The organism is Actinoplanes sp. NPDC000266, assembly GCF_042899005.1.
Classification (GTDB): domain Bacteria; phylum Actinomycetota; class Actinomycetes; order Mycobacteriales; family Micromonosporaceae; genus Actinoplanes.
This window is the reverse complement of sequence record NZ_JBIAZI010000007.1, coordinates 170,870-190,355: the sequence shown is the minus strand read 5'-3', so window position 1 is coordinate 190,355 and position 19,486 is coordinate 170,870. Positions and strand designations below refer to the sequence as shown.

At 71.6% G+C, this 19,486-nt stretch carries 19 protein-coding genes; 4 read left to right on the top strand and 15 right to left on the bottom strand.

Annotated elements, in window-relative coordinates; genetic code table 11:
• Window positions 1-106: 106 nt before the first annotated feature.
• The 13 genes from rpsO to rimP form a co-directional block, all read right to left on the bottom strand.
• Complete coding sequence (gene rpsO, locus ACFY36_RS28355) at window positions 107-376, bottom strand: 30S ribosomal protein S15 (protein ID WP_499748950.1); 270 nt, start codon at window positions 374-376, stop codon at window positions 107-109.
• Window positions 377-504: 128 nt separating this feature from the next.
• The gene (locus tag ACFY36_RS28350) at window positions 505-1,431 is read right to left on the bottom strand and encodes a bifunctional riboflavin kinase/FAD synthetase (protein WP_499748949.1); all 927 of its coding nucleotides are present in this window, start codon (window positions 1,429-1,431) and stop codon (window positions 505-507) included.
• A gap of 93 nt (window positions 1,432-1,524) precedes the next feature.
• Window positions 1,525-2,409, bottom strand: coding sequence for a tRNA pseudouridine(55) synthase TruB (gene truB / locus ACFY36_RS28345; protein ID WP_499748948.1), 885 nt, complete (start codon window positions 2,407-2,409; stop codon window positions 1,525-1,527).
• Between the two features lie 46 nt (window positions 2,410-2,455).
• Window positions 2,456-2,578 (bottom strand): hypothetical protein, encoded by a 123-nt coding sequence (locus tag ACFY36_RS28340; protein WP_499748947.1) that lies wholly within the window; start codon window positions 2,576-2,578, stop codon window positions 2,456-2,458.
• Between the two features lie 35 nt (window positions 2,579-2,613).
• A complete protein-coding gene (locus ACFY36_RS28335; RefSeq protein WP_499748946.1) occupies window positions 2,614-3,960 on the bottom strand; it encodes an MATE family efflux transporter in 1,347 nt (448 codons plus the stop codon).
• 438 nt (window positions 3,961-4,398) lie between these two features.
• Complete coding sequence (locus tag ACFY36_RS28330; protein WP_499748945.1) at window positions 4,399-5,541, bottom strand: DHH family phosphoesterase; 1,143 nt, start codon at window positions 5,539-5,541, stop codon at window positions 4,399-4,401.
• Entirely contained in the window at window positions 5,538-5,999 is a 462-nt protein-coding gene (gene rbfA, locus ACFY36_RS28325; RefSeq protein ID WP_499748944.1) for a 30S ribosome-binding factor RbfA, read from the bottom strand. The genes ACFY36_RS28330 and rbfA overlap by 4 nt, the downstream gene beginning before the upstream one ends.
• Before the next feature lie 83 nt (window positions 6,000-6,082).
• Complete coding sequence (locus tag ACFY36_RS28320) at window positions 6,083-6,376, bottom strand: DUF503 domain-containing protein (protein WP_499748943.1); 294 nt, start codon at window positions 6,374-6,376, stop codon at window positions 6,083-6,085.
• A 34-nt stretch (window positions 6,377-6,410) separates the two neighbouring features.
• Window positions 6,411-7,433: a TRM11 family SAM-dependent methyltransferase gene (locus ACFY36_RS28315; RefSeq protein ID WP_499748942.1), complete on the bottom strand. Its 1,023-nt coding sequence runs from the start codon at window positions 7,431-7,433 to the stop codon at window positions 6,411-6,413.
• A 151-nt stretch (window positions 7,434-7,584) separates the two neighbouring features.
• On the bottom strand, window positions 7,585-10,680 hold the full coding sequence (gene infB / locus ACFY36_RS28310) for a translation initiation factor IF-2 (protein ID WP_499748941.1): 3,096 nt from the start codon (window positions 10,678-10,680) through the stop codon (window positions 7,585-7,587).
• A 119-nt stretch (window positions 10,681-10,799) separates the two neighbouring features.
• Window positions 10,800-11,108 (bottom strand): YlxR family protein, encoded by a 309-nt coding sequence (locus ACFY36_RS28305; RefSeq protein ID WP_499748940.1) that lies wholly within the window; start codon window positions 11,106-11,108, stop codon window positions 10,800-10,802.
• 40 nt (window positions 11,109-11,148) lie between these two features.
• Window positions 11,149-12,165 carry a transcription termination factor NusA gene (nusA, locus tag ACFY36_RS28300; protein ID WP_499748939.1) on the bottom strand — a complete coding sequence of 339 codons (1,017 nt, stop codon included), beginning with the start codon at window positions 12,163-12,165 and terminating at the stop codon, window positions 11,149-11,151.
• On the bottom strand, window positions 12,162-12,764 hold the full coding sequence (rimP, locus tag ACFY36_RS28295) for a ribosome maturation factor RimP (RefSeq protein ID WP_499748938.1): 603 nt from the start codon (window positions 12,762-12,764) through the stop codon (window positions 12,162-12,164). The genes nusA and rimP overlap by 4 nt, the downstream gene beginning before the upstream one ends.
• 152 nt (window positions 12,765-12,916) lie before the next feature.
• Between rimP and ACFY36_RS28290 the strand changes: the two genes are divergently transcribed.
• From ACFY36_RS28290 to ACFY36_RS28280, 3 genes are all read left to right on the top strand, one after another.
• Window positions 12,917-13,411, top strand: coding sequence for a hypothetical protein (locus ACFY36_RS28290; protein WP_499748937.1), 495 nt, complete (start codon window positions 12,917-12,919; stop codon window positions 13,409-13,411).
• Window positions 13,408-13,842, top strand: a complete 435-nt coding sequence (locus tag ACFY36_RS28285; protein WP_499748936.1) for a ferritin-like domain-containing protein — start codon at window positions 13,408-13,410, stop codon at window positions 13,840-13,842. The genes ACFY36_RS28290 and ACFY36_RS28285 overlap by 4 nt, the downstream gene beginning before the upstream one ends.
• Before the next feature lie 62 nt (window positions 13,843-13,904).
• Window positions 13,905-14,612: a nucleotidyltransferase domain-containing protein gene (locus ACFY36_RS28280; RefSeq protein WP_499748935.1), complete on the top strand. Its 708-nt coding sequence runs from the start codon at window positions 13,905-13,907 to the stop codon at window positions 14,610-14,612.
• On the opposite strand, the gene map is transcribed toward ACFY36_RS28280, so the two are convergent.
• The gene (gene map, locus ACFY36_RS28275) at window positions 14,609-15,466 is read right to left on the bottom strand and encodes a type I methionyl aminopeptidase (protein ID WP_499748934.1); all 858 of its coding nucleotides are present in this window, start codon (window positions 15,464-15,466) and stop codon (window positions 14,609-14,611) included. The two genes, ACFY36_RS28280 and map, sit on opposite strands and share 4 nt — an antisense overlap.
• A 121-nt stretch (window positions 15,467-15,587) precedes the next feature.
• On the opposite strand from map, the gene ACFY36_RS28270 reads away from it, so the two are divergent.
• On the top strand, window positions 15,588-15,902 hold the full coding sequence (locus ACFY36_RS28270) for an STAS domain-containing protein (protein ID WP_499748933.1): 315 nt from the start codon (window positions 15,588-15,590) through the stop codon (window positions 15,900-15,902).
• Here the strand turns inward: ACFY36_RS28270 and ACFY36_RS28265 are convergent.
• Window positions 15,889-19,413, bottom strand: coding sequence for a SpoIIE family protein phosphatase (locus ACFY36_RS28265; RefSeq protein ID WP_499749317.1), 3,525 nt, complete (start codon window positions 19,411-19,413; stop codon window positions 15,889-15,891). The genes ACFY36_RS28270 and ACFY36_RS28265 overlap by 14 nt on opposite strands.
• Window positions 19,414-19,486 lie beyond the last annotated feature (73 nt).

Sequence of the window (19,486 nt, the reverse complement as noted above, 5' to 3'; positions counted from 1 at the left end):
TACCGAGGACCGGTGGCTTTGCCTGCGTACCGCGCGGGTCCGTGGGTTGGTGCTGTGGTGCGGGTGAAGCTCGGGGGAGCGGCCTGGTGGCCACTCCCCCGTCAGATCAGCGGCGCAGGCCGAGACGCTCGATGAGCGTCCGGTAGCGCGCGATGTCCTTCTTCTGAACGTAGTTGAGCAGACGGCGGCGACGGCCGACCAGAAGCAGCAGACCACGACGGCTGTGGTGGTCGTGCTTGTGCACCTTGAGGTGCTCGGTCAGGTCGGCGATCCGCTTCGTCAGCATCGCGACCTGAACCTCGGGGGATCCGGTGTCGCTGTCCTTCGACTTGTACTCGTCGATGATCTTGGTCTTGGTCTCTTGATCGAGCGCCATGTTCTCCGAACTTCTGTGTTGCCGACAATCTCGGAATCCGCACCCGCGGCGTCGGGCAGGAACGCGGAATCTGGACACACTTAACTGCTGGCTGGATAAGCCAGCCGCGAGTCAACCCTACCAGGCAGTCACCGAAGCAACACTCGGGTCTGTTCCACGTCCTCGCGGATCTGGCTGACCAACGCGTCGATGGTCGTATAAGTCACCTGTCCGCGCAGGTGAGCCACGAAGTCGAGGCTGACCCGCTCGCCGTAGAGATCACCGTCGAAGTCCAGCACGTACGCCTCGACCCGGCGCTCCCGGCCCTCGAAAGTGGGATTGGTGCCGACCGAGATGCTGGTCGGCAACGGCTTGCCGTCCGCGCGGAGGAAGTAACCGGCGTACACACCATCGGCCGGAATGGCCGCGTAGCGATGGGTCATCAGGTTGGCGGTCGGGAAGCCGAGCTCCCGCCCGCGCTGGTCACCACGGACCACGACCCCGCCGACCTGATGGGGCCGCCCGAGTGCGTCGGCCGCCGCCCGCACGTCACCGGCGTCGACACAACTGCGGATGTACGTCGAGGAGAAGACCAGCCCGTCCTCGGAGACCAGCGGGGCGTCCTCGACCGTGAACCCGAACGACGTGCCGAGCCGCTCGAGCAGGGCCGCGTCGCCGGCCGCCTTGTGACCGAAGCGGAAGTTGTCGCCGACCACCACGGCCGCCGCGTGCAGCGACTCGACGAGCACGTCGTGCACGAAGGCCTCGGGCGAGAGCTGCGAGAACGCCTTGGTGAAGGGCACCACGCAGAGCGCGTCGGCGCCCAGCTGCTCGATCAGCTCGGCCTTGCGCGCCGGCTCGGTCAGCACGGCCGGATGGGAACCGGGCCGCACCACCTCGGCCGGATGCGGATCGAAGGTCACCACCACCGACTGGAGCCCCAGCTCATGGGCCCGCTTCACGGCGTGCCCGATGATCATCTGATGGCCGCGGTGCACACCGTCGAAGACGCCGATCGTGACGACCGACCGGCCCCAGCCTCCCGGCACCGATTCGAAGCCCCGCCACCGCTGCATGTCCGCGTACCCCTTCGGTGTTCGCTCGTTAGCGGTTCTCAGCGTATCGGGCTCGACACCCCGCCCCGGGCCGGGCGTATCAGGCGTGACGCGTCAGGCAGGCGCCAGCACGATTTCGGCCCGGGCCCGGCCCTCACGCTCGGAGACGATGGCCAGCACGTCACCCTGCGGAGAGAAGACGGCGTACGGCCCCTCGATGCCGACCGGGGCCAAAGGGCCACCGTGACTGAGCACACGTGCCTCGTCCGCGGTCGCCTCCCGCTGAGGGAAGGCCTGCCGCGCGGCCTCGGACATCGGCAGCGTGACGACCTCCCCGGGTTCGCGCTCGGCCAGCTGGTCGAGGGTGAGCGCCTCGTCGAGCGTCATGCCACCCACGGCCGTACGGCGAAGGGCCGTGAGATGACCGCCCACGCCGAGCCCCGCCCCGAGATCGCGCGCGATCGAGCGGATGTAGGTGCCGGAGGAGCAGGTGACATCGACGTCAACGTCGACGAAGTCCCCGTCACGCCGGATGTCGAGCACGTCGAGCTTCGAGATCGTGACCCGCCGCGCCGGGATCTCGACCTCCTCGCCCTCACGGACCCGCTTGTAGGCCCGCTCCCCGTTGATCTTGATGGCGCTCACGGCGCTGGGCACCTGGTCGATCTCACCGCGCTGCTGGGCAAGCCCGTCACGGATCGCGTCATCGGCGACATGACCGGCCGGCGTGGTGGCGGTGACGTCCCCTTCGGCGTCGTCGGTGATCGTCGACTGCCCGAGCCGGATGGTGGCGGCATAGCTCTTGGAGGACCCGATGACGTACGTCAGAAGCCGCGTGGCCTTGTTGACCCCGATGATCAGCACACCGGTCGCCATCGGATCGAGCGTCCCGCCGTGCCCGACCCGCCGGGTCTTGGCCAGCCGCCGGATCCGGCTCACGACATCATGCGAGGTCATCCCCGCCGGCTTGTCCACCACGATCAGTCCGTCCGCACTCACCCGACCACCTTAGGGTCAGCCCGCTCCCGCCCAGCCCTCAGCCCGCTCACGGGGTGAACAGAATCAACGCGGCGCCCAGGAGCGGCACGATCGCGGACAGGACGAGCACGGGCGCGCTGCGAAACCTGGGCATCGCCAACGGCAGCGCCAGGGCACCTCCGCGCGTCAAGTCGTGACGCCGATCTCGCGGTGCGGCGGCGTTTCTCAGGCGACCTTGGTGTTCGGGGCTTTCAGTTCGGCGCCGACGATGGCCCAGCGGGCGGAGCGCCAGCGCCACACCGTGCCGGCGAAGCGGATCGCGATCAGCAAGGCCAGGCCGGCCCACACGCCACCCAGGCCCAGGTCGAGCCAGTAAGCGATCCAGATCGCGGGCAGGAAGCCGAGCAACGTCGCGACCAGGGTGATGTCGCGCAGGAAACGCACGTCGCCGGCGCCGATCAGTACCCCGTCCAGGGCGTAGACGATGCCGGCGAACGGCATCAGACCGATGAACCATGGCCAGACCACCGCCGCCTGCTCGTGCACCGCCCGGTCCGGCGTGAACCAACCGGGGATCGCCCCCGCCCCGGCCGCGGCCAGGGCCGCGAAGACCACGCCGGCCAGGGCGCCCGCGATGGTCACCCGCCGGGCCACCTCCTGGGCCGCCTTCGCGTCGCCGGCGCCCAGGGTCGCGCCGACCAGCGACTGGGCCGCGATGGCGACCGCGTCCAGGGCCAGCGCGCTGAAGAACCACAGCTGGAGGGCGATCTGGTGGGCGCCGACCGCGGCCACCCCGAAACGGCTGGCCACGGCGGTGGCCGACAGGAAGCAGGCCTGGAACGAGGCGCCGCGGATCAGCAGGTCGCGGCCGAGGACGACCTGCCGCACGATGATCTGGGGCACCGGCCGCAGGGCGCGGGTCTCCCGGACGAGTGCGGCCAGGAAGAGGCCGCCGGAGACGCTCTGCGCGACCACGTTGGCCACGGCGGAGCCGTTGAGGCCCCAGCCGGCCGGATAGACGAGCAGCGGGCAGAGGATGGCCGAGAGGACGTTCGCGCCGAGCACGTAGAACAGCGGCCGCCGGGTGTCCTGGACGCCGCGCATCCAGCCGTTGCCCGCGGCCGCGAGCAGCAGGCCGGGGATGCCGAACGAGGCGATACGCAGCCAGTGGGCGGCCGCTTCGGCGGTGGCGGGGTCGCCGGCCAGCGCGCGCACCAGCGGCCCGGCGCCGATCTGGGCCAGCAGCACGAGCACGACGCCCATGCCGAGCGCGAGCCAGGACGCCTGCACACCCTCGGCGACCGCGGCGGCCCGGTCACCGGCCCCGAAGCGGCGGGCGGCACGGCCGGTGGTCCCGTACGCCATGAGCGTGCCGAACCAGACCGCGACCGACATGACGGTCCCGCTGACGGCGACCGCGGCCAGCGGCACCGCACCGAGGTGACCGACGACAGCCGTGTCGACCAGCACGTAGAGCGGCTCCGCGGCCAGCACGACGAGCGCCGGAAGGGCGAGCGCCGCGATCCGCCGCGCGGACGCGGGCGTTTCAGAAGGCCGGGCAGACGGGCTCATGGTTACTCATGATGCCCGCCCGGCCGTAAGGAGCGCAATCCAGATGGATGCTTACTGGCGGGTGTCCATCGACGTCTGCAGGGCGCGGCGCGCGGCCTCGCGGGCTTCGTCGGTGGCGGAGGGCTTCGGCTTAGCGGCCATGATCGTGGTCCTTCCACGGTGGGTGAAGGCGCGGGGCGCCTGAGGTTTGGTCGAGCGGAGCGTCGCGGGGCCGGTCCGGGATCGCCGGACGTCTGGCGAGGGCGACGCTGCCCGGGCGGGTGGGCCCGGGTGGCTCGAGGTCTCGCGGCGGGCAGTGGTCACGACCGCGCAAAACCTAATCACCGTTCAGGACCCAAACTATCGTTCAGTTCGCTCGGGCACCGGCTGCTTCCCACGAAGCGGGACACGAAAAAAGCCGGTGTCGCCGAGGCGACACCGGCCTGAGGCCGACCGTTACTACTGGGTGAGATTGACGTCCAGGAGATCCTTGACCTGCTGGACGATCTCCTCCGGCGAGCCGAAACCGGTGAAACCGGCCGCCAGCCGGTGGCCGCCACCGCCGAGCGCCACCGCCACCGCGCTCACGTCGACCGCGCCCTTGGAGCGCAGCGACACCGCCCACTCCCCGGCCGTCATCTCCTTCACCAGCACCGCCACATCCGCCTCGGCGACGCTGCGGACCGGGTCGATGAGCGACTCCAGGACGTACGGCTTCTGGTCGTACCTCTCGAGGTCGGCCGTGGTGGCGTACGTCCAGACCAGACCGCGCCCACCCGCCGCCGTGACGTCGAGACGGGCCCGGCCCAGCACCTCGCCGGAGAGTTTCATCGCCCCGAAGGGGCGGGTGTCGAAGATCCGCCGCGAGATCTCGGCCGGGCTGATGCCGGTGGCGATCAGCCGGGCCGCCAGCTCATGCACCTCGGGCGTGGTCAGATCGAACTTGAACGAGCCCGTGTCGGTGGCCAGCGCCACGTAGAGGCACTCGGCGATCTCGGCGTCGAGCGGCACACCGAGCCGGCTCAACAGCCCCTCGGCCACCACGGAGGTCGCGGCGGCCCGTGGGGCCACCAGGTTGACGCCGCCGAAGCCGGTGTTCGACGCGTGGTGGTCAAGCACGATCACGGCCGGCGCGCTGGGCAGCAGGCGCACCAGGTCACCGAGGCGCGACTCGGCCGCCACGTCGAAGACCATGATCAAGGCCGGGCTTTCGTACGCCTCGTCCTCGGCCACCAGCAGGTCGCTGCCGGGCAGATCACGGTACGGCACGGGCACCTCGAACCGGCCCGGGAACGTGGCCCGCAGCCGGGTCACGCCGAGCCGGCGCAGCCCCAGGCCGAAGCCGAGCATGCTGCCGAGCGCGTCACCGTCCGGGTTGACGTGGCAGATGAGCTGGACCTCGTCGTCGGGCCCGAGCGCCCGGACCGCGTCGATCGCGGCCGTCCACTCGAGGTCGGCCACTCCCCCGATCACGGCCGGGACACCGGTCTCACCACCGGAGAGCGCGGCGGCCCCGAAGGACCAGGCGGACCGCGGACCGTCGGCCGGCCGGGGAACGCCCCCGGGGGCCATGCCCCCGGGGATGCTGGAGACCGTTCTCACCCCTGGTCCTCGCGGGCGCCCACCCGCTCGTCCTCGTCCTCGTCGTCCTCGGCCTTGTAGGGGTCGGGATCGCCCGCGTACTGCTTGCCGGCGGCGAGCCGCTGCACCTCCTGGTCACGCAGGCGCGCCTCGGCCAGCAGGTGGTCGATCTCCTTGGCCTGGTCCTGCACGTTGTCCAGCACGAACGCCAGGCTCGGCGAGTGCCGCAGCCCCAGGGCGTGACCGACGCGGCTGCGCAGCATGCCCTTGGCGCTCTCCAGCGCGGCCTTGGTGGCCGCCTGCTCGGTCGGGTCGCCGAGCACCGTGTAGTAGACGGTCGCCTCGCGCAGATCGCCGGTGATCCGCGCGTCCGTGATGGTCACCATGCCGAGCCGGGGATCTTTGATCTCTCGTACCAGCGATGCCACCAGCTCCCGTACGCGCTCCGCATGACGGCGCGTCTTGGCCGGGTCCGACATATCGCCCACCTCCGACTGTGATCCCGCGGGTCCGACTACCCCGCCCAACTGCTGAAGCCTACCCAGCCCGCCCATGGGCCGAACTAGTCGTCCTGCCCGTAGAGGCGGCGCTTGACCGAGAGCAACTCGATCTCGGGGCGGCCGGCCATCTGGTTCTCACAGGTGTCGATGACGGCGCGGGCCTGTGCCGGCTCGGCGGCGACCACGGCCACGCCGACCTGGGCGCGGCCGTGCAGGTCGTGCATGCCCACCTCGGCTGCGCTGACCTCGTATTTCTTCAGCATCGCGAGGATCGGGCGTACGTAGGAACGCTTCTGCTTGAGCGACCGGGAGTCGCCGGGCAGGAGCAGGTCGAACACTGCGGTTTCCGTATACATCAGCGGGAAGGTTACCGCCGGGGTACGACAGTTCTCAGCCGGTTTTCCGGGCGATGAGAACGTCGCGCTCGATGCCCTGGTCGACGCGGTGCTCCAGGGGCAGCTGCTCGACGAGCTCCAGCCCGTGGGCCAGCAGGATGTCCTCGGCCAGCTCGCGCCGCGCGACCTTGGTGTTCCAGGACAGGCCGACGGCGCCGCCCGGGCGCAGCAGGGGCAGCCACTGCGGCACCGCGCGCTCCAGCAGGTCGAGCGGCCGCCGGGAGATGCCGCCCTCGTCGTCGTAGCTGCCGTGGGCCACGCCGTACGGCAGGTCGGCCACCAGCACGTCGGCCACCCCGGACCGCAGCAGGCCCTCGAGCTGGGTGGTGTCGGCCTGCAGAACGGTGATCTTCTGCACCGCGCCCGCCTTGTGGTCGTCCTTGCTGGCCGCCATCGTCACCTCGAGCCGCCGCGCGGCCCGCTTGCCCTGGCGCCGCACGGGCACGAGCTCGGCGGTGTGCTTGAGACGCTTGCGCTTGAGCCAGGTCTGGAGGAAGAGTTTGTACGCCTCGACGTCCTTGCCGTCGATCTCCACCCCGACCGCGTCGTAGCCGTACATCAGCGCCTGGTTGAGGGTCGTCCCCCGGCCGCACAGCGGGTCGAGCACGGTGAGGTGCCCGTCGAGCATTTTCGCGGCCGACGCCGAGGCGAGCAGCGTCAGGTTGAGCACCAGCTTGGTGAACTGCTCGTTGGTCTTGCCCGCGTATTTCGGAATGGTGATCAGGTCGCTGTCGTACCGCGCCAGCGGCGTCATCATGATCGGCCGCAGCAGCTCGTCCACCTGCTCGAACAGCGCATACGCCGACGACAGGTTGGACAGGTACGAAATGTCCCGATCGGCCAGAGCGCCGGAGAAGGTCAGATACTCCACGCCACCGAGAAGCGTGACCCCGATGTCCGAAATTTCGGAAGAAAGCACGTTACCGAAGGCGGCCAGCTCGGCCAGCGCGAGACGGGAGGCCTGATCGGCGTACACACGATTGGCGGAGGGAGCAAGGAGCAGGGCGTACCGGGACATGGGGACCATCTTGGCAGGCGGCGCGACGGACGCAGCAGGCGCAGGCACCGCACCGTGGGGGTTTGGGGGCTCGGCCCCCATCGCAGGCATAGGTAGCGAAATGCCCCCTGTCCGCGCTTTCCGCGGACAGGGGGCTCCCATCACACTTTCGCTACGCCCGCGGCTTTTCGCGCATTTCGAAGGTCTCGATCACGTCGCCGACCTGCGGGGTGCCGAAGCCGCTCATGGTCACACCACACTCGAAGCCCTCGCGGACCTCGGTGGCGTCGTCCTTGAAGCGGCGCAGCGAGCTGATCGTGACGTTGTCGGCCACCACGCTGCCGTCCCGCAGGATGCGGGCCTTGGCGTTGCGGCGGATGAGACCGCTGCGGACCAGACAGCCGGCGATGAGACCGATCTTGGACGAGCGGAAGACCTCGCGGATCTCCGCGGTGCCCAGCTCGACCTCCTCGTACTCCGGCTTGAGCAGGCCCTTGAGCGCGGCCTCGATCTCCTCGATGGCCTGGTAGATCACGCTGTAGTAGCGGATCTCCACGTTCGCCCGGTCGGCCATCTCCTTGACCTTGTTCGAGGCCCGGACGTTGAAGCCGATGATCGTGGCGGTCGCTTCCGAGGAGGCGCTCGCCAGGTTCACGTCGCTCTCGGTGATCGCACCGACGCCGCGGTGGATGACCTTGAGCTGGATCTCGTCCGGGATCTCGAGCTTGAACAGCGCGTCCTCGAGGGCCTCGACCGAACCGGACGAGTCGCCCTTGATGACCAGGGTGAGCGAGGTCTTCTCGCCCTCCTTGAGCTGCTCCATGAGCGTCTCGAGAGTCGCCTTGGTGCGCGAGTTGGCGAAGCTGGCCGCGCGGCGGCGGGCCTGCCGCTGCTCGGCGATCTGCCGGACCGTGCGGTCGTCCTCGCCGGCGAGGAACGTGTCGCCCGCTCCCGGCACCGAGGTGAGACCCAGGACCAGCACCGGACGAGCCGGGAAGGCCTCGGTCACCGCCTTGCCGTTCTCGTCGAGCATGGCGCGGACGCGGCCGTGCGCGCCACCCGCCACGATCGAGTCGCCGGCCCGCAGCGTGCCCTTCTGGACAAGCACGGTGGAGACCGCACCACGGCCCTTGTCGAGGTGCGACTCGACCACGGCACCCTGCGCCGGCCCGTCGATCGGAGCGGTCAGCTCCAGCGACGCGTCGGCGGTCAGCAGGACCGCCTCGAGCAGCTCGTCGATGCCGATGCCGGGCTTGGCCGCGACGTTGACGAACATCGTGTCGCCGCCGTACTCCTCAGCGAGCAGGCCGTAGTCGGTCAGCTGCTGACGCACCTTGTCCGGGTTGGCGTCCGGCTTGTCGACCTTGTTGACCGCCACCACGATCGGCACCTCGGCCGCCTTGGCGTGGTTCAGCGCCTCGACCGTCTGCGGCATCACGCCGTCGTCGGCCGCCACGACCAGGATGACGATGTCGGTCACCTGGGCACCACGGGCACGCATGGCGGTGAACGCCTCGTGACCCGGGGTGTCGAGGAAGGTGATCGCCCGGTCCTCGCCGTTGTGCTCGTAGTGCACCTGGTAGGCGCCGATGTGCTGGGTGATGCCACCCGCCTCGCCGGCGACCACGTTGGTCTTGCGGATCGCGTCGAGCAGCTTCGTCTTACCGTGGTCGACGTGACCCATGACGGTCACGACCGGCGGACGGGTGACCAGACGGTCCTCCGCCACCTCGGCGTCGAGGTCGATGTTGAACTGCGCGAGCAGCTCACGGTCCTCGTCCTCGGGGCTGACGATGCTCACCGTGAAGCCCAGGTGCTCGCCGAGCAGCAGCAACGTGTCGTCGGAGCACGACTGCGTCGCCGTCACCATCTCGCCCAGGTTGAACATCTCCTGGACCAGCGAGCCGGGGTTCGCGTTGATCTTGTCGGCGAAGTCGGAGAGCGACGCGCCGCGGGAGAGCCGGATCTCCTGACCCTGACCCCGCGGAGCGCCGGAGCTCATCTGCGGGGCGGACAGGTTGTCGAACTCTTGACGCCGCTGCTTCTTCGACTTGCGACCGCGGGTCGGCCGGCCACCCGGACGCCCGAAGGCACCCGCGGCACCGCCGCCACGACCGCGACCGCCGCCACCGGGACGGCCCGGAGCACCGGCACCGGCCGGAGCGCCGCCGCCACCACCGGGACCACCGCGGTAGCCACCGCCACCGCCGCCGCCACCGGGGCCGCCGCGGTAACCGCCGCCACCAGCGCCGCCGCCGCCACCGGGGCGGAAGCCGCCACCAGCGCCGCCGCCGCCACCGGGACGGAAGCCGCCACCGCCACCGGGGCCGCCACGACCGCCGCCACCGCCACCGGGACCGCCACGGCCACCGGCGCCGCCACCCGGACGGCCGGGGCCGGCCGGACGCTGCGCGGGCATGGACGCGGGGCTGGGCCGCGGGGGCATCGACGCGGGACTGGGCCGCGGGGGCATGCCCGGCTGGTTGGGCCGGGGCATGGAGGCCGGCGAGGGACGGGCGGCGTTGCCACCCGAGACGCCGAACGGGTTGTTACCCGGGCCGCGCGACGGCGGACGCGGGGTGTTGCCACCGGCGGGGCCGGGGCGAGGGCCGGACGGAGCACCGCCCTGCGGGGCAGGACGAGCCGCGGGCGAACCCGGGCGCGGCGGAACCGAACCGGGGCCGGGGCGCGGACCGCCCGGGCCACGAGGCGCGCCGCTGTCGGCCGGGGGCTGCTGCGCCCGGCGCTCGGCGTCACGGGTGCGGGCGGCCTGAGCGGCCTTGACCGCGGCCTCCTGCTCGGCCTTGAGCGCCGAGGCACGGGCCTCGGCCGCCGCGACCTCGATGTCGTGGGCGCTGGCCGGCTTGGCGACCGGGCCGGGTGTCGGGCCCGGACGTCCGGGAACCGACGGCTTGGGACGCGCGAAAGAGCCGGGCGACGGGGCCGGCGACGTCGGGGCGGCGCTGGGAGCGCCACCGGCGGCGGGGCCGGGCTTACGCGGCGGCTGGGGACGCGCGGCGGGCGGAGCCGGGCGAGCCGCGGACGGCGCGCTGGGCGCAGCACTGCTGGCGGCGGGCGCGGACGGGGACGGAGCCGCCGGAGCGGAACCTGCCTCGAGGGCGCCACGCAGCCGCCGGGCCACGGGGGCCTCGACCGTGCTGGATGCGGACTTGACGAACTCGCCCATCTCCTTGAGCTTGGCGAGAACGGTCTTGCTGTCGACCCCGAGCTCTTTGGCGAGCTCGTGTACGCGGGCCTTTCCTGGCACTGCACTCCTCACTTCGAGGTCGTGCGAGCGCACCCGCAACGACCTCACTCGTGCACTAGAAGCCTGTTCATTTCAGGGACTTCATCGTGTGCTCATCTGGGTCGTCCTACCTTGCTGGGTCATGACGCGGCCACAGCGGCCGTGTCATCTGTCGTTCCGCACGGCAAGGCCGTACGGATGTGCTCGGCCAGCAATCCGGTGTCAGCAACACCGGTGAGACGCAGCGCGCGCCCGAAGGCACGACGCCGCTCCGCCAGCGCGAAGCAAGCCGGATCGGGATGCAGATGCGCTCCCCGGCCCGGCAGTCGGCGGTCCGGATCGGGCTGGAGCCGGAGATCTTCCCCGGTGCCGGCCGCGACGAACCGAATCAACTCGAAGGCCGGCGCATGCTTGCGACAGCCAACACAGGTTCGTGTCGGACCGGCCACGTGAAAGTCTACTCCTCAGACGTCCGGAACGCGTATCCGGTCAGCTTCCCGCCTCGGCCGCATCGCGGTCGGAGGCCCCGGCCGGCTCGTTGTCCGGCCGGATGTCGATGCGCCAGCCGGTGAGCCGGGCCGCGAGCCGGGCGTTCTGACCCTCCCGGCCGATCGCCAGCGAGAGCTGGAAATCGGGCACGGTGACCCGGGCCGTCCGGCTGGCCGCGTCGACCACCTCGACCCGCAGGGCCTTGGCTGGTGAGAGCGCGTTGCCCACGAACTGGGCCGGGTCGTCCGAGTAGTCGATGATGTCGATCTTCTCGCCGTGCAGCTCGCTCATGACGGCCCGGACCCGCTGGCCCATGGGACCGATGCACGCGCCCTTGGCGTTCACGCCCGGAACCGTCGAATGCACCGCGATCTTCGTACGGTGACCTGACTCACGGGCGATCGCGGCGATCTCGACGGTGCCGTCGGCGATCTCCGGCACCTCGAGCGCGAAGAGCTTCTTGACCAGCGCCGGGTGCGACCGGGAGAGCGTCACCTGGGGGCCGCGGAAGCCCTTGGCCACGTGCACCACGATCGCGCGGATGCGGGACCCGTGCTCGTACGGCTCGCCGGGCACCTGCTCGGACTGCGGCAGCACCGCCTCGATCTTGCCGAGGTCGACGATGACGATGCCCTTCTCGGCCCGCGCGGCGTCCGCCTGCACGATGCCGGTGACCAGGTCGCCGTCGCGTCCCGCGTACTCACCGAAGTGCTGCTCGTCGGTGGCCTCGCGCAGCCGCTGGAGGATGACCTGCTTGGCCGTCATCGCGGCGATGCGGCCGAAGTCGTGCGGGGTGTCGTCCCACTCACGCACCACCGTGCCGTCGGCGTCCAGCTCCTGCGCCAGCACCGAGGCGACGCCGGACTTGCGGTCGATCTCCACGCGGGCGTGGCTCTGCGCGCCCTCCGTGTGCCGGTACGCGGTGAGCAGGGCGGTCTCGATGGCCGCCAGAATCGTCTCGAACGGGATCTCCCGCTCGCGCTCCAGGGCGCGCAGCGCCGCGAGGTCGATGTTCACTCCTCGCCCTCCCTATCGTCGGTGTCGATGTCGTCGTCGTCCTCGTCGCCGAAGTCGGCCTCGTCGAGCCGCTTGAACTCGATCTGCACCTTTCCGGCGCCGAGTTCGGAATAGCTCAGCTCGTGCGGTGTGCCGTCGACGTCGAGCACGATGCCCTCGTCGCCGGCGTCGGTCACCCGTCCGGTCATGCCGTTCACGGCGACCAGACGGCCCCGGTTACGCCGCCAGTGGCGCGGCTCGGTCAGCGGCCGGTCCACGCCCGGCGAGCCGACCTCCAGTTGGTACTCCCCCGCGAGGACCTCGTCACCGCGCTCCTCGGCGGCGTCGAGCGCCTCGGAGATCGCGCGGGAGACGACGGCCACGTCGTCCAGGCCGATGCCGCCGTCGGTGTCGACCAGGACGCGGACCACGTGCCGGCGACCGGCGCGGGCGACGCTGACGTCCTCCAGGTCGTACCCGGCCCCGGCGACCACCGGCTCGATCACGGCGCGGACCCGCGCCCTGGCCGCGACGAGATCGACACGGGGCGGAGCGGGAACCCGCTCCTCCGGCTTCTTACGGCCACCAGGCCGGGCACCGGCGCGACCACGCTGCGTCATCGGGCCTCGACCTTTCGTCAAAAAACTGAGAAACGACTCTATGCCGCCGGGCGATGTGCCCCGCGGCTGACGCAGAGCGTAACGCGCCGGTGGCATCGACGGTTCGGCGCCGCACCGATTCCGCGCCATCCGCAGGTCACCGGCTGTACCGCATGGTGTTGACTGGCGCCGTGCGGGAGAAATGGGAGATCGGACACAGCCGCCGCCGGGTCCTCGGCACGGTCGCGGGCCTCGGCGCCGCCGCCCTGAGCGGGTGCGGGCTCCTCGGTGACGACGACGAGCCCGAGCCGCCGAAGGCGCCCGATCCGCTCGAGCCCCTGCTGGCCGAGGCGGTCGCGCTCGCCGCGGCGTACGACCAGGCGATCGTCGGCCAGCCCGGCCTGCGCACCCGCCTCGAGCCGCTGGCCGCCGACCACCGCACGCACGCGGCCGAGATGTCCCGGCTGATCGGCGAGCCGCTCGCGAGCGGAGGGCCGGCGCCGAGCGCGAGCGCCGGGCCGGCGACCACGGTGGCCGCCCTGCGCCAGGCCGAGCAGGCCGCCCAGAAGACGGCGGTGGCGGCGTGCAAGGTGGCCGCCCCCGACCGGGCCGGCCTGGTCGGCTCGATCGCCGCCTGCCGGGCCACGCACGCCGAGGCTCTGCGATGAAGAGGGTGAACGAGCAGCTCGGGGCGGCACTGGCGGCCGAGGAGGCCGCCATCTACGCGTACGGGGTGATCGGCGTCCACCTCGACAGCGACGGCGATGTGACCGAGGCGCGGGCGGCCGAGCAGGCCCACCGGCAGAAACGCGACTATCTGGTGGGCCGGTTGTCGCAGCTCAAGGCGAGTGCGGCGCCCTCGCCGGCCGGCTACCAGCTGCCGTACGAGGTCACCGACCGCGCGACCGCCCTCAAGCTGGCCATCCAGGTCGAGGACGGGGTGGCGCAGGGCTGGCGGCCGGTGCTGCCGGTGACCGAGGGCGCCGAGCGGGCCACCGCGCTGGCCGCGATGACCGAGGCCGCCGTGCGGGCGACCCGGTGGCGCCGGCTGGCCGAGGTCGCGCCGGCCACGATGGCCTGGCCGGGACGCCCCGAATAGTCCGTTTAACCGCTACGCGGCGTAGACCTTTCGCGTACACATTCATCCCACAGAATGACGGGGTGCTGGAGGAGATCGATCTCACGTCGCCCCGGGGACGGCTGGCCACGCGCCTGCGCGACGTGATCGGGGCGCGGTGGACGGCCGAGGTTCAGGCCATCGGGGTGTACGGATCACTCGCGCACGGGGACGACCACGACGGCAGCGACGTCAATGTGCAGGTGATCACCTATCGCCCGGGCGCCGGGCCCCGGCCGGTCCTGCGCCGGGTCGACGGCATCCTGGTCGACCTGCGGGTGACCACGGCCGACGAGGGCCTGCGCCAGGCCCGCGAGCTCACCCCGCGCTGGCCGCTCGACGCCGACCGGCTGGTCGGCACCCGCCCGCTGCACGACCCGCGCGGCCTGTTCGGCGCTCAGCGCGACGCCCACCTGGCCCGGCTGGCCGCGGCCCGGCCGCCGGAGATCAGCGGCCTGGCCCGGCACGACTGGGAGGTGGCGGCGGCCGCGCACAGCCGCGCCGTGCGCCTGGCCGAGTGGTACGAGACGGACGCCGCGCTCGTGATGATCGCCGATTGCCGGCTGCACGCGGCGCTGGTCGCCGGCCTGCTGAGCCGCACCTATTTCCGCAACAAGGCCGACGCCGTGCGGCGCACCGGCCTGGCCGGCGCCGACGTACAGGAACTGGCCTCGGTCCTGAAGTCGCAGGCCGAGGACCTGACGGCACGTGGCCGCCCGGTCGACGGCAACCTGAGTGAGCTGTTCACCTAGGGGAGCGTCAGGATCTCCGAGCCCTCCTCGGTGACCACCAGCGTGTGCTCGAACTGGGCGGTCCACTTGCGGTCCTTGGTGACGACCGTCCAGCCGTCCTTCCAGATCTCGTACTCGTGGGTGCCGAGCGTGATCATCGGCTCGATGGTGAAGGTCATCCCGACCTCCATCACCGTGTCGAGGCGCGGATTGTCGTAATGCGGGATGTAGAGCCCGGAATGGAACGTCTCACCGATGCCGTGACCGGTGAAGTCCCGGACCACGCCGTAGCCGAACCGCCGGGCGTACGCCTCGATGACCCGCCCGATCGCGTTGATCGGCCGGCCCGGCGCCACCGCCCGGATGCCGCGCATCATCGCCTCGTGGGTGCGCTCGACCAGCAGCCGGGCCTCGTCGCTCACCTCGCCCACGCAGAACGTGGCGTCGGTGTCGCCGTGCACGCCGTCGAGAAAGGCCGTCACGTCGACGTTGACGATGTCGCCGTCCTCGAGCACCGTCGAGTCGGGGATGCCGTGGCAGATCACCTCGTTCAGCGAGGTGCAGCACGATTTCGGAAAACCCTTGTAACCCAGGGTCGACGGGTACGCCCCGTGGTCGCACAGGAACTCGTGGACCACCCGGTCGATCTCGTCGGTGGTCACGCCCGGCTTGCAGTGCTCGCCGGCGAGCTGGGTGGCCCGCGCCGCCAGACGCCCGGCGATCCGCATCTTCTCGATGGTCTCGGCGGTCTGCACGTGGGATCCACGCCACTCTTTCGGGCGCTTCTTTCCGACGTACTCAGGTCGGGCGATCTGTGCCGGGACCACCCGCCAGGGCGACTGCCTTCCCGGCATCAATGGGGCACGAACGGTCATAGCCCCAGCCTATCGCCGCGATGCGGGTCACCCGTGCGGGCGGGCACAGCCCGGTAACAGGTCTGTTGACCTTAATCAACCGGTTCTTGCCGCGTTTCCGGCGCTGTGTAATCGTGTGTTCGTGGATCAAGAGGGGGCAGACCCGAACTTCACCGCGACCGGCGTGGTGACCGGGAACAGGGTGACCGTGACGGTGACCGGCGAGGTGGACATGTCCACCGCCGACACGATGTTGCGTGCCGCGACAGTGGACGGAGCCGCTGCGGCCACCATCGATCTGCGCGAGGTCACCTTCTTCGACTCCGCCGCCATCCACGCCCTGCTCCAGCTCGCCGACCGCTACGGCGGCGACCTGGTCGTGCACCCCTCGGCCCAGGTGCGCCGGGTGCTGGAGATCTCGGGCCTGTCGACTCAGCCCTGGCTCAGCGAGGACTAGACAGCGGCCGTCGCAGGGTCACCGACGTGCCCTGCGCGGAGCGGCTCACCGACAGCTCGGACAGCGCGCCGATCAGCGCCAGGCCGCGGCCGCGGTAGCTCTCCGAACTGGTGTCACGCCAGGTGCCCGTGTCACGCACGACGACCACGACCGCGTCGTCGGTGAGCGAGGCCTCCACAGTGATCACCGGCTCGGCCGGCTCGACCGGATGCTCGATCGCGTTGGCCGCCGCCTCGGAGACCGCCACGGTCAGGTCGAAGATGTCGTCCTCGGGCACGTCGCCCGCGGTCAGGAAGTCCTCCAGCCGCCGGCGCAGCACGCTGAGCCGGCCCGGCTCGGCCGGCAGCCGCAGCACGAACTCGCGCGGCTCGGTCACCTCCAGCGCCAGCAGCGCGATGTCGTCGCGCCGGCGCCGCCGGGCGGCCTTGGCCAGCAGCTCGTCGAGCAGGTCCTCGACGTGCTCGGCCGGCTTGGCGGCGTCGGCGGTCAGCTCGGCCAGACCGCTGTCGATGCCCACCTTCCGGTCCTCGACCAGCCCGTCGGTGTAGAGCAGCAGCCGGCTGCCGGGTGGCGCCCCGGCCGCCAGCGTCGGATAGTCCGCGTCGGTCAGGGCGCCGATCGGCGGACCGAGCGCCGAGGAGTAGAGGAACGTGCCGAGCCGGCCCGGATGGACGACCACCGGCGACGGATGCCCGGCCGACGAGTAGTGCAGGCCGCGGGTCACCGGGTCGTACCGAACGCAGACGACGGTCGCGAACTGACGGCGGCCCAGGTTGTCCACGAGCCGGTTGAGCCGGGTCAGGGCCTCACCGCAGTCGAAACCCTCCAGGATGTACGCCCGCAGCGCGTTCCGCAGCTGGCCCATGACCGCCGCGGCCTGCACGCCCTTGCCGACCACGTCGCCGATCACCAGGAAGAGCTGGTCGCCGGGGGCCACGATGACGTCGTACCAGTCGCCGCCGACCTCGGCCTCGTGGCTGCCGGGCAGATAACGGCTGGCCACGATCGCGCCCGGCATCCGCGGCAGCGACTGCGGCAGCAGGCTGTGCTGGAGCGTGCTGGCGATCCGGTGCTCGGTCTCGTAGAGGCGCGCGTTCTCCAGCCGCAGCCCGATCAGCCGGGCCAGCTGGGCCAGCACCGCCGGCTCGAGCGGGCCGCCGGGCGACGACCAGACCCGCAGCTCGCCCACGGTCGCCCCGGACGTGTCGGGCAGCGGCAGCACGGCGTCGGGTTCGGCCGCCGGATCGGCGCCACCGTCCACCTCGGCCCGTGCGCCGGGCGCCGACACCACGACCCGGCCGGCCGAGGTCATCGCCCGCACGTGCCGGGCCGCCACGTCGAGCACCTCGGCCGTGGTGCGCACGGTGTTGACCGCGGCCGCCGTGTCCACCAGCCCGCGCAGCCGGCTGATGATCCGGCGGCGGGCCTGGCCCAGGTCGAGGTTGGCCCGGACCCGGGCGGTCAGGTCGCGGGCCGAGAACGGCTTGACCAGATAGTCGTCGGCGCCGGCGGACAGGCCCTCGACCGACGCCTCCTCGCCGGCCCGGGCCGAGAGCACGACGATCGGCACGTCGCGGGTGCGCTCGTCCTCGCGCAGCGCGGCGATCAGCCCGAAGCCGTCCAGCCGCGGCATCATCACGTCGGTCAGCACCAGGTCGAAGCGGCTGCGGCGGACCAGTTCGAGCGCGGCCCGCCCGTCCACCGCGGTGGCCACGTCCCAATGGGGGCGCAGCAGCCGGGCCACGTGGTCGCGCAGGTCGGCGTTGTCGTCGACGAGCAGGATCCGGCCCGGGCGGCGGTCGCCCGGTGGCGCCGGCAGCGGCAGCATGACCGGCTCGTCGCCGGTCCACCAGTGCTCGGCCTCCTCGGCGTACGGGCGGAAGTCGATCTCGGGCGCGATCGGCTCGCCGTGCAGGACGATCCGGTCGGCCGGCAGATGCCCGGTGCCGAACGGGATCCGTACGGTGAAGACACTGCCCAGCCCCGGCCGGCTGGTGGCGGCGGCCGAGCCGCCGTGCATCTCGGCCAGCTCCCGGACGAGGGCCAGGCCGATGCCGGTGCCCTCGTGACTGCGGGACCAGGCGCCGGTGACCCGGTGGAAGCGGTCGAACAGCAGCGGCTGCTGATCGGCGGGAATGCCGACGCCGGTGTCCTTCACGGACAGCACGGCGTAGCCCGCGTCCGAGCCGACCCGCACCTCGACCCGGCCGGTGGGGGTGAACTTGACCGCGTTGGAGAGCAGGTTGAGGACGATCTTCTCCCACATCTCGCGGTCCACGTAGACCGGAGCCGCGAGTGGCGGCGTCTCGACGGCCAGCTCCAGGCCGGCCCGCTCGGCCGCGGAACGGAAGGTGCTGGCCAGCCGGGCCGTGTAGTCGGCCAGGTCGGTGGGCCGGTAGGCCGCCCGCAGACGGCCGGACTCCAGCCGCGAGAAGTCGAGCACCGTGTTCACCAGCTTGAGCAGGCGCAGGCCGTTGCGCTGCATCGGCAGCAGCCGCTCGCGCTGGGCCGGAGGCAGCGCCGGGTCGCCGAGCAGATCCTCGAGCGGTCCGAGGATCAAGGTCAGGGGTGTACGGAACTCGTGGCTGACGTTCGAGAAGAAGTTGGTCTTGGCCTGGTCGAGGGCGGCCAGCTCGGCGGCGCGGGAGCGCTCCTGTTCGTACGCCTGAAGGTTGCCCACGGCCCGCGAGATCTGCGCCGCGGCCAGTTCGAGGAAGTCGCGGTAGGTCCCGCCCAGCGAGAGGAAGCGGCTCAGCCCGACCACCAGCGCGCCGACCGTGGCCGTGCCGACCACGAGCGGCAGCACCAGCGCCTCGCCCGCGGTGCCCTCCGGAGGTGGCGCGATCTCGGCCAGCGGCGCCTTGGCCGGCTTGCCGCCCTCGATCACCTGCCGGACGACCGGGTGCCGATCCTTCCGTCCGTCCTCGTCGGCGCCGTCGAGAAAGACCGCCGCGAACGGCACGTCGGCCGTGTTCCCGGCGAAGACCGCCACGGCCTCCTCGGCCAGCGCCTCCTGGTCCGGCGCGTCGGCGAGGCGAGAGCCGAGCGCGCTGAGCGTGCGCACCCGGCGCGTGTTCAGGACCCGGCCGGTGGTGTCGCTGACGATGCAGAACAATCCGTCGACACGGCCCGGCGCCGTCCGGATCGGGTCGTACGAAAGGTCGAAGTAGGCCTCCTCCAGGAAGCCGTGCCGCTCCAGCAGGAACAGGAAGTCGGCGCTGAAGAAAGCCTCGTCGTTCGCGACCACACCGGCGAAGAGCTCCCGGAGCTCCGGCCAGATCTCCGACCACATCTCGTGGCAGGGCCGCCCGAGGAACCCGGGGTGCTTGCCGCCCAGGACCGAGATGTAGGCGTCGTTGTAGAGCGCGCAGTACTCGGGACCCCAGAGAACGGCTATCTGCGCCCGCGAGGCGAGCATCGTGGCGACGGCCATCCGCAGCTCGGGCGGCCATCCGGAGGGATGGCCCAGCGGACTCCCGGCCCAGTCGAACTCGAGCATGCGGCGGCCCATCTCACCGCCGCGCTCGAACGCCGTGCGCAGCTGGCCGGGGATCTCGCCGTCCGGACCTCCGCCCAAGGGGACC

Bases quoted from the DNA above. Each gene is read 5' to 3' on its own strand.
- rpsO (WP_499748950.1), bottom strand. From the start codon at position 376: ATGGCGCTCGATCAAGAGACCAAGACCAAGATCATCGACGAGTACAAG.
- ACFY36_RS28350 (WP_499748949.1), bottom strand. From the start codon at position 1,431: ATGCAGCGGTGGCGGGGCTTCGAATCGGTGCCGGGAGGCTGGGGCCGG.
- ACFY36_RS28335 (WP_499748946.1), bottom strand. From the start codon at position 3,960: ATGAGCCCGTCTGCCCGGCCTTCTGAAACGCCCGCGTCCGCGCGGCGG.
- rbfA (WP_499748944.1), bottom strand. From the start codon at position 5,999: ATGTCGGACCCGGCCAAGACGCGCCGTCATGCGGAGCGCGTACGGGAG.
- ACFY36_RS28320 (WP_499748943.1), bottom strand. From the start codon at position 6,376: ATGTATACGGAAACCGCAGTGTTCGACCTGCTCCTGCCCGGCGACTCC.
- ACFY36_RS28315 (WP_499748942.1), bottom strand. From the start codon at position 7,433: ATGTCCCGGTACGCCCTGCTCCTTGCTCCCTCCGCCAATCGTGTGTAC.
- rimP (WP_499748938.1), bottom strand. From the start codon at position 12,764: ATGACGCAGCGTGGTCGCGCCGGTGCCCGGCCTGGTGGCCGTAAGAAG.
- ACFY36_RS28290 (WP_499748937.1), top strand. From the start codon at position 12,917: ATGGTGTTGACTGGCGCCGTGCGGGAGAAATGGGAGATCGGACACAGC.
- ACFY36_RS28285 (WP_499748936.1), top strand. From the start codon at position 13,408: ATGAAGAGGGTGAACGAGCAGCTCGGGGCGGCACTGGCGGCCGAGGAG.
- map (WP_499748934.1), bottom strand. From the start codon at position 15,466: ATGACCGTTCGTGCCCCATTGATGCCGGGAAGGCAGTCGCCCTGGCGG.
- ACFY36_RS28265 (WP_499749317.1), bottom strand. From the start codon at position 19,413: ATGGGCCGCCGCATGCTCGAGTTCGACTGGGCCGGGAGTCCGCTGGGC.